The organism is Corynebacterium phocae (genome assembly GCF_008693075.1).
Taxonomy (GTDB): Bacteria; Actinomycetota; Actinomycetes; order Mycobacteriales; family Mycobacteriaceae; genus Corynebacterium; species Corynebacterium phocae.
In genome coordinates, this window is sequence record NZ_VXKJ01000037.1 from 193,676 (window position 1) to 208,350 (window position 14,675).

12 protein-coding genes are annotated in these 14,675 nt (G+C 60.7%); all 12 read left to right on the top strand.

Features of this window, described 5'->3' with window-relative positions:
• Positions 1-98 precede the first annotated feature (98 nt).
• The 12 genes from pyrR (at position 99) to F4V58_RS05275 (ending at position 14,656) form a co-directional block, all read left to right on the top strand.
• Positions 99-668 (top strand): bifunctional pyr operon transcriptional regulator/uracil phosphoribosyltransferase PyrR, encoded by a 570-nt coding sequence (gene pyrR / locus F4V58_RS05220; RefSeq protein ID WP_075733956.1) that lies wholly within the window; start codon positions 99-101, stop codon positions 666-668.
• A 5-nt stretch (positions 669-673) separates the two neighbouring features.
• Positions 674-1,636, top strand: a complete 963-nt coding sequence (locus tag F4V58_RS05225; RefSeq protein ID WP_075733958.1) for an aspartate carbamoyltransferase catalytic subunit — start codon at positions 674-676, stop codon at positions 1,634-1,636.
• 18 nt (positions 1,637-1,654) lie between these two features.
• Positions 1,655-2,977 carry a dihydroorotase gene (locus tag F4V58_RS05230; RefSeq protein ID WP_075733960.1) on the top strand — a complete coding sequence of 441 codons (1,323 nt, stop codon included), beginning with the start codon at positions 1,655-1,657 and terminating at the stop codon, positions 2,975-2,977.
• 4 nt (positions 2,978-2,981) lie between these two features.
• Positions 2,982-4,151 (top strand): glutamine-hydrolyzing carbamoyl-phosphate synthase small subunit, encoded by a 1,170-nt coding sequence (gene carA / locus F4V58_RS05235; protein WP_075733962.1) that lies wholly within the window; start codon positions 2,982-2,984, stop codon positions 4,149-4,151.
• 33 nt (positions 4,152-4,184) lie between these two features.
• Complete coding sequence (gene carB / locus F4V58_RS05240; RefSeq protein ID WP_075733964.1) at positions 4,185-7,520, top strand: carbamoyl-phosphate synthase large subunit; 3,336 nt, start codon at positions 4,185-4,187, stop codon at positions 7,518-7,520.
• Positions 7,504-8,388 carry an orotidine-5'-phosphate decarboxylase gene (gene pyrF / locus F4V58_RS05245; RefSeq protein WP_084559694.1) on the top strand — a complete coding sequence of 295 codons (885 nt, stop codon included), beginning with the start codon at positions 7,504-7,506 and terminating at the stop codon, positions 8,386-8,388. Before carB ends, pyrF begins: the two co-directional genes overlap by 17 nt.
• 267 nt (positions 8,389-8,655) lie before the next feature.
• Entirely contained in the window at positions 8,656-8,976 is a 321-nt protein-coding gene (gene mihF / locus F4V58_RS05250) for an integration host factor, actinobacterial type (protein ID WP_075733966.1), read from the top strand.
• Positions 8,977-8,987: 11 nt separating this feature from the next.
• On the top strand, positions 8,988-9,563 hold the full coding sequence (gene gmk, locus F4V58_RS05255) for a guanylate kinase (protein ID WP_075733968.1): 576 nt from the start codon (positions 8,988-8,990) through the stop codon (positions 9,561-9,563).
• A 58-nt stretch (positions 9,564-9,621) separates the two neighbouring features.
• A complete protein-coding gene (gene rpoZ, locus F4V58_RS05260) occupies positions 9,622-9,921 on the top strand; it encodes a DNA-directed RNA polymerase subunit omega (RefSeq protein ID WP_075733970.1) in 300 nt (99 codons plus the stop codon).
• Between the two features lie 75 nt (positions 9,922-9,996).
• Positions 9,997-11,271, top strand: coding sequence for a bifunctional phosphopantothenoylcysteine decarboxylase/phosphopantothenate--cysteine ligase CoaBC (coaBC, locus tag F4V58_RS05265; protein WP_075733972.1), 1,275 nt, complete (start codon positions 9,997-9,999; stop codon positions 11,269-11,271).
• 112 nt (positions 11,272-11,383) lie between these two features.
• Positions 11,384-12,604 (top strand): methionine adenosyltransferase, encoded by a 1,221-nt coding sequence (gene metK, locus F4V58_RS05270; RefSeq protein WP_425429753.1) that lies wholly within the window; start codon positions 11,384-11,386, stop codon positions 12,602-12,604.
• Between the two features lie 21 nt (positions 12,605-12,625).
• Positions 12,626-14,656 (top strand): primosomal protein N', encoded by a 2,031-nt coding sequence (locus F4V58_RS05275; protein ID WP_075733976.1) that lies wholly within the window; start codon positions 12,626-12,628, stop codon positions 14,654-14,656.
• Positions 14,657-14,675 lie beyond the last annotated feature (19 nt).

Consider the following 14,675-nt stretch of genomic DNA (forward strand, 5'->3'; position numbering starts at 1 on the left):
GGTTGTTTGAAAAAACGAACTCCGCGCGCATCCGCGTGTGCGGATTAACTGTAGGCATCCTTTAAAGACCGCACTGTGAGGCGGGGAAGGAGGTCACGATGAGTGTTGATAACTTATCGCACCACGACACCGACCTATTATCGGCCGATGACGTAGCGCGTACTGTTGCACGAATCGCGCACCAGATTATTGAAAAAACCGCGCTCGGCTCCCCGGAGTCGCCGCGCGTAGTCCTGCTTGGTATTCCCTCCGGGGGCGTGCCATTAGCACAGAGGTTGAGCGAAAAGATTTCCGAATTCACGGGCGTAGACATAGCCTGTGGCTCCCTCGACATCACCTTGTACCGCGATGACCTGCGCGGCAAACCCCACCGGGCGCTGCTGCCCACCGTCATTCCGGCGGGCGGAGTAGACGACGCCGTGGTCATTTTGGTCGATGACGTCCTGTTTTCGGGGCGCACCATCCGCTCGGCGCTGGACGCGCTGCGCGATATCGGCCGGCCCCAGATTATTCAGCTAGCGTGCCTGGTTGACCGCGGCCACCGGGAAGTCCCTATTCGCGCGGACTACGTGGGCAAGAATATTCCCACCTCGCGTGATGAAGACGTTGCCGTACTTATCTCAGATATCGACGGCCGTGACGCCGTTGTCTTGACCCGAAAAGGCTAATTTTAATGAAACACCTCATCGACATCGCGGACCTAACGCGTGATGACATTGTTGAAATCCTAGATGAGGCGGACCGCTTCCGCGAGGCGCTCAATGGGCGGGAGATGAAAAAGCTCCCCACCTTGCGTGGGCGCACCATCTACTCCCTGTTTTTTGAAAACTCCACGCGCACCCGGTCTTCCTTTGAAACGGCGGGCAAGTGGATGTCCGCGGACGTTATCAATATTTCCGCCTCCACCTCTTCCGTGAAAAAGGGTGAATCCCTCAAAGACACCGGCCTGACGATTGCCGCGATTGGCACGGACGCCATCATTATGCGGCATCCTTCCTCCGGCGCGTGTCGGCAGCTGGCCGAGTGGGTGGCACCAAACGGTGATGGCCCCAGCGTCATCAACGCCGGTGACGGCTCACACCAGCACCCCACTCAGGCGTTGCTGGACGCGGTGACTATGCGCCAGCGCTTGGGCCTGGGCACCGGGTCCACCACCTCTTTCGAGGGCATGAAGGTCAAGATTGTGGGCGATTGCCTGCACTCGCGCGTGGTGCGCTCGAATGTGGACTTGCTTAGCACCCTGGGCGCGGACATCACCCTGGTGGCCCCGCCCACCTTGCTGCCCCATGGGGTGGACCAGTGGCCGGTCAAGGTCTCCTATGATTTTGACTCCGAGGTCGCGGACGCGGACGTCATTATGATGTTGCGCGTCCAGCAGGAGCGCATGAACGGCGGGTTCTTCCCGTCCCACCGCGAATACGCCACGCTCTACGGCATGTCCAAGGCGCGCGAGCGCGCTATGAAAAAAGACGCCATCATCATGCACCCCGGACCCATGCTGCGTGGCATGGAAATCAACCACGGCGTAGCAGACTTCGACCGTGCGGCCGTGCTGCAGCAGGTCAATAACGGCGTTCATGTGCGCATGGCAGTCCTATTTACCCTGTTGGCCAATGGCGAAACCGCCGGATTTTAAAAGGAGAACCCCATAACCATGACTCACTATCCTTCCACCGGCCGCCAATACCTTCCCGCCGCTGGCAGCCTGCGCATTGACAACGTCCGCCCCTACGGTGAGGGTGAGCCCGTCTCCGTTTTGGTAGAAGACGGCACCATCACCCAGCTGGGTAAGGTCAGCGCCGCCGCCGACACCGTTATTGACGGCGGCGGCAACGTGTTGCTTCCCGGACTGGTAGACATGCACGTCCACCTGCGCGAGCCCGGCCGCGAGGACACCGAGACCATCGAGTCCGGTTCCCGCGCCGCCGCCAAGGGCGGTTTCACCGCCGTCTACACCATGGCTAATACCAGCCCGGTAACCGATCAGCCCATCATCGCCGAATCCGTGTGGGCCAAGTCCCAGGCACTGGGCCTGTGCGACGTCCACCCGGTGGGGTCCATTACTAAGGGTTTGGAGGGCAAGACGCTCACCGAGTTTGGCATGATGGCCCGCTCGGACGCCAAGGTCCGCATGTTCTCCGATGACGGCAAGTGCGTACAAGACCCGCAGCTCATGCGCCGCGCGCTGGAGTACGCCAAGGGCTTGGACGTGCTGCTGGCCCAGCACGCCGAGGACCACCGTATGACCGACGGCGCCTGCGCGCACGAGGGTGCCACCGCCGCCAAGCTGGGCTTGCGCGGCTGGCCCCGGGTCGCTGAGGAATCCATTGTGATCCGCGACGCCCTCCTGGCGCGCGACTACGGCAACCGCGTGCACATTTGCCACGCGTCTACCACCGGCACCGTGGAGCTGCTCAAGTGGGCTAAGGACCAGGGTATCCCGTTGACCGCGGAAGTCACCCCGCACCACCTTATGCTCACCGATGACAAGCTGGTCACTTACGACGGCGTCTTCCGCGTCAACCCGCCGCTGCGCGAGGAGCACGACACCCTGGCTTTGCGCCAGGCGCTGCTGGACGGCGTGATTGACTGCGTGTCCACCGACCACGCCCCGCACGGCGCGGAGGACAAGTGCGTGGAGTTCGAAAACGCCAAGCCAGGCATGTTGGGCTTGGAGTCCTCCCTGGCCGTAGTGGCCAAGATCTTCGTGGAATCTGGACTCGCGGACTGGCGTTTCGTAGCGCGCGTGATGAGTGAAAAACCGGCGGAGATCACCCGCACCCCGGACCACGGGCGGCCCATCGCGGTGGGAGAGCCCGCCAACTTAACCATCGTGGACCCCAAGCACGCCTGGACCTCCGATAGCGCCAAGCTGGAGTCCAAGAGTGAAAACAATCCTTACGAGGGGGAGGAATTTTCCGCCCACGTCACGCACACCTTCCTGCGCGGCAACCTGACCTACAAGCTGGAGAAGTAAAACCATGACTGACAACATTCCCGCAATCTTGGTCCTTGCCGACGGCCGCACTTTCCGTGGCTTCGGCTTTGGCGCCACCGGCACCCAGCTGGGTGAGGCCGTGTTTACTACCGGCATGACCGGCTACCAGGAGACCATGACGGATCCTTCCTACCACCGCCAGATTGTGGTGGCCACCGCCCCGCAGATTGGCAACACGGGGTGGAATGATGAGGACAACGAGTCCGCCGGAAACAAGATTTGGGTGGCCGGTTTGGTCATCCGCGATCTGTCCCACCGCGTGTCCAACTGGCGCGCGGCGCGTAGCCTGCCGGAGGAGATGGCCTCCCAGGGCGTCATTGGTATCCGCGGCGTGGACACCCGCGCGCTGGTGCGCCATCTGCGCAACTTCGGTTCCGTGCCGGCCGGTATCTTTTCTGGCGACGCCGCCTTGCGCCCCGTCGCAGAGCTTATTGAGGAGGTCAAGGCCCAGCCGTCCATGGAGGGCATGGATATCGCTGAGCAAGTCTCCACCGATGCCCCCTACACCGTGGCCCCGGAGGGGAAAAAGCGCTACACCGTGGTCTGCTACGACATGGGGGTGAAGACCGCCACGCCGGTGAACTTCTCCAAGCGCGGGATTGAGACCGTAGTGGTTCCCGCTAACACCCCGTTTGCAGAGATTAAGCAGTACAGCCCGGATGGCGTCTTCGTTTCCAACGGCCCTGGTGACCCCGCTACGGCTGATGCCATGGTGGAGGTTGTTCGCGAGGTGTTGGCTGCCAAGATCCCCTTCTTCGGCATCTGCTTCGGTAACCAAATCCTAGGCCGAGCACTCGGCCTTGGCACTTACAAGCTCAAATTCGGCCACCGCGGCATTAACGTGCCGGTGCGCAACCACCTGACGGGCAAGATTGATATCACCGCCCAGAACCACGGCTTCGCGCTGGAAAACCCGGCGGGTGAGGGAAAACCTGCCGCGGGCGCTACCTGGGAGTCGGACTTTGGCCCGGCCCTGGTGACGCACACCTGCTTAAACGACGACGTCGTGGAGGGAGTGGCCCTAGAAAACGGCATGGCTTATTCGGTGCAGTACCACCCGGAGGCCGCCGCCGGCCCGCGGGACGCCAACCCGTTGTTTGACCAGTTCCTCGAGCTGTTGGAGAAGAACTCCACCAGCGGTGAGAGTAAATAGGAAAACCAGGAAAGAGATTTAAGGAATAACACTATGCCAAAGCGCACTGATATCAACCACGTCCTGGTTATCGGCTCCGGACCCATCGTTATTGGTCAAGCCTGTGAGTTTGACTACTCCGGTACCCAGGCCTGCCGCGTCCTCAAGGAGGACGGCCTGCGGGTGACCCTGGTCAACTCCAACCCGGCCACCATTATGACCGACCCGGAATTCGCGGACCACACCTACGTGGAGCCTATTGAGCCGGAGTTCATCGAGAAGATCTTTGTCAAAGAGGCCGCGGAAGGCCATCCCATCGACGCCGTGCTGGCCACCCTTGGCGGCCAGACCGCGCTGAATGCCGCAGTGCAGCTAGACCGCGCGGGAATTTTGGAAAAATACGACATCGAGCTCATCGGCGCGGATATCGACGCCATCGAGCGCGGTGAGGACCGCCAGAAGTTTAAAGACATCGTGACAACGGTGGGCGGGGAGTCCGCCCGCTCGCGCGTGTGCCACAACATGGATGAGGTCCGTGAGACCGTGGCGGAACTCGGCCTGCCCGTAGTGGTACGGCCCTCCTTTACCATGGGCGGGCTGGGCTCCGGCCTGGCCTATAATGACGCTGACCTGGACCGGATTGCCGGTGGCGGGCTGGCGGCTTCGCCGGAAGCGAACGTGCTCATCGAGGAATCCATCCTAGGCTGGAAGGAATTCGAACTCGAGCTCATGCGCGACGGGGATGACAACGTGGTGGTTATCGCGTCTATCGAAAACGTTGACGCGCTGGGCGTGCACACCGGTGACTCCGTGACCGTGGCACCCGCCCTGACCTTGACTGACCGCGAATTCCAGAAGCTGCGCGACCTGGGTATCGCCATTATCCGCGAGGTGGGCGTGGATACCGGCGGCTGTAACATCCAGTTCGCCATCAACCCGGACGACGGGCGAATCATTGTCATCGAGATGAACCCGCGCGTGTCCCGTTCTTCCGCACTGGCGTCCAAGGCCACCGGTTTCCCCATTGCCAAGCTGGCCGCCAAGCTGGCCATTGGCTACACGCTTGATGAGGTCACCAATGACATCACCGGGGTTACCCCGGCCGCCTTCGAGCCCACCTTAGACTACGTCATTGTTAAGGCCCCGCGCTTTGCCTTTGAGAAGTTCCCGGGTGCGGACGACACCCTGACCACCACCATGAAGTCCGTGGGCGAGGCCATGGGTATTGGCCGCAACTACATTGCTGGGCTCAACAAGGTCATGCGTTCGCTGGAACAAAAGCAGGCCGGTTTTTGGACCAAGCCGGATAGCTACTTCGCTGAAGGCCGGGAAAATGACCTGCAGGCCGTGCTAGAGGATCTGCGCCGGCCTACCGAAGGCCGCCTCTACGACGTGGAACTGGCCTTCCGCCTGGGTGCCACCGTGGAGCAGCTGCATGAATACTCCGAGATTGACCCGTGGTTCTTGGCTGAGCTGGAGGCCCTGGTGGATTTCCGCCAGCGTTTGCTAGATGAGCCCGTGCTTACCGAGGAATTGCTTCGCGAGGCGAAATACCTGGGCCTATCCGACGAGCAGATTGCCGTTTTGCGCCCAGAGTTCGCGGGAGAAGACGGAATCCGCCGCCTGCGTTGGCAGTTAGGGATCCGTCCGGTATTTAAGACCGTGGATACCTGCGCCGGCGAGTTTGAGGCACAGACCCCGTACCACTATTCCGCCTACGAGCTGGACCCGGAAGCAGAATCCGAGGTCGCCGAGCAGCGTGAGCGTGAGAAGGTCATCATTTTGGGCTCCGGACCCAACCGTATTGGTCAAGGCATTGAGTTTGACTATTCCTGCGTTCACGCCGCGCTGGAGCTGTCCGCCGCTGGCTATGAAACCATCATGGTCAACTGCAACCCGGAGACCGTTTCTACCGACTACGACACTGCTGACCGCCTCTACTTCGAGCCGCTGACCTTTGAAGACGTCATGGAGGTCTACCACGCGGAGACCCAGTCCGGCACTGTGGCTGGCGTTATCGTGCAGCTGGGCGGGCAGACCCCGCTCGGTTTGGCTCAAAAACTTACCGATGCCGGCGTGCCCGTGGTGGGCACCTCCGCCGCCGCCATTGATCTCGCGGAGCACCGCGGGGAATTTGGCAAGGTCTTGGACAAGGCTGGGCTTCCCGCACCCGATTTTGGTACCGCCACCTCCTTCGAGGAGGCACAGCAGGTAGCGGCCTCCATTGGCTACCCCGTGCTGGTGCGCCCGTCCTACGTCCTGGGCGGACGTGGCATGGAGATTGTCTACGACGAGGACGCATTGCGTGACTACATCTCCCGCGCCACCGAGATCACCGCTGACCACCCGGTGTTGGTGGACCGGTTCCTAGACAACGCCATTGAGATCGACGTGGACGCCCTGTGCGACGGTGAGGACGTCTACCTGGGCGGCGTGATGGAGCACATTGAGGAAGCCGGCATTCACTCCGGTGACTCATCTTGTGCTTTGCCGCCCATGACCCTGGGCCCCGAAGACATCGCGAAGGTGCGCGAGTCCACCCGCAAGCTGGCCTTCGGGATTGGCGTCAAGGGCCTGATGAATGTCCAGTACGCACTGAAGGACGACACCCTCTACGTCATTGAGGCCAACCCGCGCGCTTCGCGCACCGTGCCCTTCGTGTCCAAAGCCACCGGCGTTCCGCTGGCCCGCGCGGCCTCCCGGATCATGCTGGGCGAGTCCATCGCCGACCTGAAGAAGGAAGGCATGATCCCCACCGATTACGACGGCGGATCCCTGCCCATCGAGCACCCCATTGCGGTCAAGGAAGCGGTCTTGCCATTCAACCGCTTCCGCCGGCCGGACGGGTCCTTACTTGATACCTTGCTTTCCCCGGAGATGAAGTCCACGGGCGAGGTCATGGGCCTGGCCGATAACTTCGGTGCGGCTTATGCCAAGGGGTCGGCCGCCGCCTTCGGTGAGCTGCCCACCGAGGGGACCATCTTTGTCTCCGTGGCCAACCGCGACAAGCGCACTCTGATTTTCCCCATCCAGCGCTTGGCCAGCATGGGCTACAACATCGTGGCGACCTCCGGTACCGCGCAGATGCTGCGCCGCAACGGCGTGGAGTGCGAAGTTGCCGTCAAGGGTTACGAGGCCAAGGAGGGCCAGGAGTCCATTGTGGACCAAATCCAGGCTGGCAAGGTCAACCTCATTTTGAACACGCCGGCCGGTTCTTCCGGAGCGCGCCACGACGGTTACGAGATCCGTGCCGCCGCCGTGGCCTCCGGAACCCCGCTTGTGACCACCGTCCAGGGCGTAACCGCCGCCGTGCAGGGTATTGAGGCCCTGCGCGCAGGCGAGCTCACCGTCCGCGCCCTACAGGAGCTCACTCATGGACCAGCCAACTAAGCCGATTGATAAGCCAGAATCTGCGGAGACAGCGAAGGCCCTGCTGGGTGCACCCTTCGGCGAACGCCTAGTTGCAGCCGGGCGCACGCGGGGGCGGCTGTGCGTGGGCATTGACCCGCACGCGCACCTGCTGTCCGCCTGGGGTCTGGAAGACTCCGTGGAGGGCCTGGAGCGCTTCACTATGGCCTGCGTGGAAGCCTTCGCTGACACTGCGGCGCTGGTTAAGCCACAGGTGGCATTCTTCGAGCGCTTTGGCTCTCGCGGCTTTGCCGTCTTGGAGCGCGCCCTGGCGGATTTACGGGAGGCAGGCTGCCTTACCGTGGCTGACGCCAAGCGCGGGGACATTGGCTCCACCATGGCCGGCTACGCTGATGCCTGGCTGTCCGACACCTCGCCTTTGTGCGCAGATTCCGTCACCGTCTCACCTTATCTAGGTGTAGGTGCGTTGCGCCCGGTTTTTGACTTGGCGGAGAAGACGGGCAGGGGAGTATTCGTTCTCGCGGCTACTTCCAATCCGGAGGCCGTGGCGCTGCAGGCTACCACCGATGGGGAGGGCAGGACCGTTGCCCAGCGTGTGGTGGATGAGTGTGCGACCATTAACGCCAGTGCCCATCCGGGCGGCTACGGCAATATAGGCGTTGTTGTGGGGGCTACCTTGGCCACACCGCCGCGGTTGGCGTCCTTGTCCGGACCAGTCCTGCTGCCCGGGGTGGGAGCCCAAGGCGCCGGTGCTAGCGATGTGGCCAAGATCATGCGGGAGGCACCCGAATTGGGCTTTGCCAACGTGTCCCGCTCGGTTTTGCAAGCTGGGCCAAATGTAGAGAAATTGCGGGAAGCAGTCCTAAACCAGGTGGCGGAATTCGGCTAAAACGGGTCATTGAGCAGGGGATAGACTCACTCAGGATGTCCTTATTTTAGTTAAATGGCCGTAACCTGGTACTTTATGAAAGGCGGCGCTATAACGTGGCATAATGTATTTTAAGATTTTGCTAACCTATTAGCGCGAATCACACCCATGTAGTGCTAGGATTGCCAAGACCCTACGGGCGGCCCCGGCCGGCGTGGTGTGTTAATCCCCAATGCACGACAGTCAAAAGAAACTAACCAAACAATTACTATTATCGGAGGAAAAGACGTGGCACTTCCAAAACTGACCGACGAACAGCGCAAGGCAGCACTCGCAAAGGCAGCTGAGGCTCGCAAGGCTCGCGCAGAGCTCAAGGCAGCCCTCAAGCGCGGTGAAACCAACCTGAAGGAGGTCCTGGAGAAGGCCGAGTCCAACGAGATTATTGGCAAGACCAAGGTCTCCGCACTCCTCGAAGCCCTTCCAAAGGTCGGCAAAGTCAAGGCCAAGGAAATCATGGATGACCTAGAGATTGCTCAGACCCGCCGTCTGCGCGGCCTGGGTGACCGTCAGCGTCGCGCTCTGCTCGAGCGTTTCGGCTACGAGGCATAAAAAGCCCCATCGTGTCTGGCGAAAACAACACTGGTCGTCTCATCGTCCTTGCGGGCCCCGCCGGCGTGGGCAAGTCTTCCGTGGTCTCGCGCCTGCGCAGAGACATTGCGGACTTGTACTTCAGCGTTTCTATGACCACGCGCGCACCGCGTCCCGGTGAGCGCGACGGGGTGGATTATTTCTTTGTCACTCCAGAGCAGTTTCAGGACAGTATCGATTCCGGGAAAATGCTCGAGTGGGCGGAAATCCACGGGGGCCTGCAAAGGTCCGGAACCCCGGCAGGCCCAGTCTTTGAAGCTATGAATAGCGGGCGGCCGGTCTTGGTCGAGGTTGATTTGGAAGGTGCGCGCAACGTTAAGCGCTCTCATCCGGAGGCCCACTTGGTTTTCCTGGCACCCCCTTCGTGGGATGTGTTGGTTGAACGGTTGACCGGCCGCGGGACTGAGACGGCTGAAGTTATTGAGCGACGCTTGACCACGGCCCGCAACGAGTTGGCCGCACAGTCGGAGTTTGATCAGATTGTGGTTAACCACACGCTGGATGACGCTGTGGCCGAACTTAGTGCTATCCTCCTAGGACGCGCGTAATTAGTACACGCTGACTTGGAAAAATTTTCAGTATTACCCATTCGACGAAAAGGTGCATGTGACTAACGTGACCTCCACTGTAAACACGGAAACCAAGGTGCAAGCTGTCTTTGACAAGCCCACCGGGATCACCGATCCCCCCATCGACGAACTCCTCGACAGGGTTTCTTCGAAGTATGCGTTGGTAATCTTCGCCGCTAAGCGCGCGCGTCAGATTAACAGCTTTTACCAGGAGCAAGACGAGGGCGTTTTTGAATTCGTGGGACCACTGGTTTCCCCGAAGCCCGGCGAAAAACCTTTGTCTATCGCCCTCCGTGAGATTAACTCTGGTCTTTTGGACCACGAAGAAGGCAACTAAAAAGCCTTGTAACCCATCCCCGGATGCACCGCCTACACTGCGGTCGCCTCCGGGGTTTGGTGTATTATCAACCCAATGAGCAAGACACAACCTGGCAGTTCTCCCCGCAATATAGTGGTAGGTGTTTCTGGCGGTATAGCCGCGTATAAGGCCTGCCACCTGGTGCGAAACCTGAAGGAACACGGTGACAATGTGCGCGTGGTCCCCACCGCCAACGCGCTGAAGTTTGTGGGAAAGGCCACCTTTGAGGCGCTTTCCGGGAACCCGGTGTCCACCGATGTATTCGACAATGTCGACGAGGTCCAGCACGTTAACATCGGCCAGAGTGCTGACGCGGTGGTGATAGCGCCCGCTACCGCCGATATCATGGCCAAGATTGCCTGCGGCCGGGCGGACGATCTGCTCACCGCCACGGTCTTGGTGGCTACCTGCCCGGTTATTCTCGCACCCGCTATGCATACAGAGATGTGGGAAAATGGCGCTACCCGCGACAATGTAGCCACCTTGCGCCGGCGTGGTATTACTGTCCTGGAACCAGCTCACGGCCGCTTAACCGGTAAGGACACTGGTCCCGGCCGGCTGCCGGATCCAGCGCAGATAGCAGAACTGGTGCGCACCGAACTGGCGGGCCACCGCCTGAATTTCGATTGGTCGGGCAAGAAGGTTGTCATCTCAGCCGGGGGAACTAGGGAGTACCTGGACCCGGTGCGTTTTATTGGTAATAGCTCTTCCGGGAGGCAAGGTTTCGCGCTAGCTGAGGTAGCCGCCCAGCGTGGTGCGAAGGTGGTGTTGGTTGCTGGAGCTACCGACGAACTGCCAGTGCCTAGCGGCGCTGAAATAGTCCGGGTGGAAACAGCGCGCGAATTGCATGATGCCATGGACAAGCACAGTCAGGCCGCGGACGTAGTGATTATGGCGGCGGCGGTGGCGGATTACCGCCCGGCGGACGCAGCGGAGTCAAAGCTGAAAAAGGGCAGCAGCGGTACCGCATTGTCTACGTTAGAGATGGTGGAAAATCCGGATATCCTCAAAGGGTTGGTTGAAAAGCGGGAGGCAGGGCAGATAAAATCCCAGTGCCTGTTGGTGGGGTTTGCGGCTGAAACCGGTGACCAAAGCGGCTCCGCCCTTGAGTATGCTCTGGAAAAGTTCCGTCGCAAGGGCTGTGATCTCCTGATGGTCAACGAAGTTGGGCGGGGCAAGGTTTTTGGCCAGCTGGACAACTCCGGTTGGGTGCTGAGCGAAACCGCGGCTGGGGAAGTGGAAAGCACTGTTGTGGAGCCGGGCTCCAAGCAGGTGGTAGCTGCCCAGATTCTTGACTGCGTTGATGGCTTAGCCAGGGCCAGAAATTAAAGTTTGCCCGTGTAGACCGCTTGGTCTATACTTTGGTGAAGTCAACGCTTGGACTCATAGCCACGCACCAGATACTTCCAGTTTTTAAATTTTAGTTAAAGGACAACCAATAGTGACTAACGACGCCGTAGCGCACCGGCTTTTTACCTCGGAGTCTGTGACTGAAGGGCACCCGGATAAAATCTGTGACGCCATTTCTGACACCATCCTAGACGCCATGCTGGCCCTTGACCCGCACGCGCGGGTGGCTGTGGAGACATTGGTCACCACAGGTCAGGTTCACGTGGTCGGAGAAGTCCGCACCAGTGGCTACGTGGAAATCCCACAGCTGGTCCGCACCACCTTAAAAGAAATTGGTTTCACCTCCTCCGACGTGGGCTTTGACGGCACTACCTGCGGGGTAAACGTGGCTATTGGTGAGCAGTCAGCGGAGATCGGGGCTAGCGTGGACGCCTCCAGTGAGGTGCGTTCCGGAAACTTCGCTGCGGGTGATGAATCCGGTGCAGGTGACCAGGGCCTAATGTTCGGCTACGCCACTGATGAAACCCCCGAGTTTATGCCACTTCCCATAGCCACCGCCCACCGCCTTTCACGGCGGTTGACCCAGGTTCGTAAGGAAGATGTTGTCCCGCACTTGCGCCCGGACGGCAAGACTCAAGTCACCTTCGCCTACAACGACCTGGGCCAGCCGGTTCACTTGGAGACCATTGTGGTATCCACGCAGCATGATCCAGAGGTCACCAGCCAGTGGTTGGAGGAGAAAATCCGTGAAGATGTGGTGGAGTGGGTTATCGCTGACGCTGGCCTGGAGAAATATTACGACGCCCAGACCAAGCTGATGGTCAATCCCTCGGGTTCGTTTATCCTGGGCGGCCCCATGGGCGACGCCGGGCTCACCGGCCGCAAGATTATTGTGGATACTTACGGCGGCATGGCCCGCCACGGTGGCGGAGCCTTCTCCGGCAAGGACCCCAGCAAGGTTGACCGTTCTGGTGCCTACGCAATGCGGTGGGTTGCCAAGAATATCGTCGCTGCGGGCTTAGCTGCCAAGGCGGAAGTCCAGGTGGCCTATGCCATTGGCGTGGCTAATCCAGTGGGCCTCTACGTAGAGACCTTTGGCACTGCCAAGGAGGGGCTAACCGACGCCCAGATCCAGGCAGCCGTCAAGGAGGTATTCGACCTTCGCCCCACCGCAATTATCCGCGAGCTGGACTTGCTGCGCCCAATCTATGCGCAGACAGCCGCCTATGGCCACTTCGGGCGCACGGACTTGGACCTCCCGTGGGAAAAGACTAACCGCGTTGAACAGCTGCGCGCCGCCGTCAAAGTCTAGAGGTTGCTAGAATCTGGCACTATGCCTAAAAATACGCCCGCACCGACCAAGCCAGTCGTGCGGGTGTTGCCATTATTGCGCGTGGCGCACCTCGACCGTCCCTTTGATTACTGTGTTCCTGAGCGCCTGCACGAGCAGGTTAGGCCCGGAATCCGGGTACGGGTGCGTTTTAACGGCACCACGCAGGACGCCCTGGTCATTGAGCGGCGTGAGCAGTCCGACTTCACCGGAGAACTGCTCTACATCACCGATGTAGTTTCTCCCTTCGTGGTCTACCCTAAGCTGCTCCGCGACTTGGTTGAGTCCCTTGCGGACCGCTACGCGGGAACCAGGTCGGATATTGTCCGGTTGGCAATCCCGCCACGAAACGGCAAGGCGGAGGAATCCGACTTTGACACTCCGTGGGAGGAACTGGGCACCGCCAGCGAACCGGATCTTTCTGCGTGGGCAACTTATGCCCATGGACAATCCTTTGTGGACGCTGTGCTAAAAGAAACCATTGCTCGCGCCGCTTGGCAAGTGACACCGGGAACCAGCTGGGCAAGGCCGCTGGCAGCCCTGGCAACTAAGGTGGCCCTAGGCGGCGGCGGGGTGGTCATGGTGGTGCCCAATCAACGCGACCTAGACCAGTTAGAGGCAGCGCTTCGGGAGCTAGTTTCCGCAAAGCAGATTACCGTCTTGGCCAACTCTTTAGGCGCGCAGGCTAGGTACCGCCGCTATCTCTCCGCCGTGACCGGGCAGGCGCGAATAGTCATTGGAACCCGGTCTGCCGCTTTCGCTCCGGTGGACAACCTGCAGCTGGCCGTTATCTTCGACGACGGCGATGACAGCCTGGTGGAACCGCACAAACCGTATATTCACACCCGGGAGGTAATCACCACCCGCAGCGCGATGGAAAAGGCCAGCCTCATCATTGCCGGTTATACGCGCACCGCAGAAACCCAACTCTTGGTGGAGTCCGGATGGCTGCACGACCTGGTGGGGGAGGAAAAGTCCATTCTGGCTAACCGCCCGGACATTGTTGCCGTAGGCCAGTACGGCGTGGACCTGGCAAGGGATGAAAACGGAACCGTTCGGCTACAAGGCCCCGCGTATAAAGCTGTGCGCAGCGCACTGGACCGGGATCAATCGGTGGTGGTGCAAGTTCCCCGCAAGGGCTACGTTCCGGTCCTGTCGTGTAGCAGTTGTAAAAAGCCCGCCCGCTGCCGCGCCTGCAACGGCCCCTTGGGTTTTCCACCGTCCTCAGGAGGGCCTAGCTCCAACGTGGCGTCAGTCCCCACGTGTGCGTGGTGCGGCAGGGTAGAAGCCAGGCATCGGTGCGCGGAGTGCGGTTCCCCCAAGCTGCGCGCGCTGGTCATGGGGTCGGAGCGCACGGCTGAACAAATGGGGCAGGCCTTCCCCTCCACGCGGGTGATTATCTCCGGCGGCAACAAGGTTATTGATACGGTGCCAAACCAGCCGGCTTTAGTGATCTGCACCCCGGGGGCAGAACCCCGAGTAGAAGGCGGGCTCTATGGCGCGGCCCTCCTACTAGACACCGGTGTGATGTTGGGGCGCCAAGACTTGCGGGCATCGGAAGAAACGCTGGCGGCCTGGGCTAATGCCGCACGCTTAGTGGCCCCCGCAAGCGCTGGCGGGACGGTTATCGTGGCGGCAGAGCCCAACCTAGAAATTGTCCAGTATCTGCAGGCGTGGAACATGACAGGAGCCGCTAGCGCAGAGTTGTCTCAGCGCCGCGAGGTACGGTTTCCCCCGGCAGTTCCCACCGCCGCCGTTGACGGGCCCGCGTCTAGCCTGCGGGCATTCGTGGACACTGTGGAGCTGCCCGCAGAAGCCGAGGTCCTAGGCCCGGTTCCCTTACCCGTTGGAACCAGCTTGCCCGGTGAGTACGATGAAGCCAAGTTTGGCCCAGCCCAGCGCCTGATAATTCGCACGCCACCGGGTCCGCGGGCAGCTTTAGGCAAGGCGCTGCGCAAGGCGCTGGCGCTGCGAGCCGGCCGCAAAGAGGACCTGCCCCTGCGCGTGCAAGTTGATCCAATCCACTTTGGCTAGCCGGCAGTCAACTATCCTT

Bases quoted from the DNA above. Each gene is read 5' to 3' on its own strand.
- F4V58_RS05230 (WP_075733960.1), top strand. From the start codon at position 1,655: ATGACTCACTATCCTTCCACCGGCCGCCAATACCTTCCCGCCGCTGGC.
- coaBC (WP_075733972.1), top strand. From the start codon at position 9,997: ATGAGCAAGACACAACCTGGCAGTTCTCCCCGCAATATAGTGGTAGGT.
- pyrR (WP_075733956.1), top strand. From the start codon at position 99: ATGAGTGTTGATAACTTATCGCACCACGACACCGACCTATTATCGGCC.
- carB (WP_075733964.1), top strand. From the start codon at position 4,185: ATGCCAAAGCGCACTGATATCAACCACGTCCTGGTTATCGGCTCCGGA.
- pyrF (WP_084559694.1), top strand. From the start codon at position 7,504: ATGGACCAGCCAACTAAGCCGATTGATAAGCCAGAATCTGCGGAGACA.
- carA (WP_075733962.1), top strand. From the start codon at position 2,982: ATGACTGACAACATTCCCGCAATCTTGGTCCTTGCCGACGGCCGCACT.
- F4V58_RS05275 (WP_075733976.1), top strand. From the start codon at position 12,626: ATGCCTAAAAATACGCCCGCACCGACCAAGCCAGTCGTGCGGGTGTTG.
- F4V58_RS05225 (WP_075733958.1), top strand. From the start codon at position 674: ATGAAACACCTCATCGACATCGCGGACCTAACGCGTGATGACATTGTT.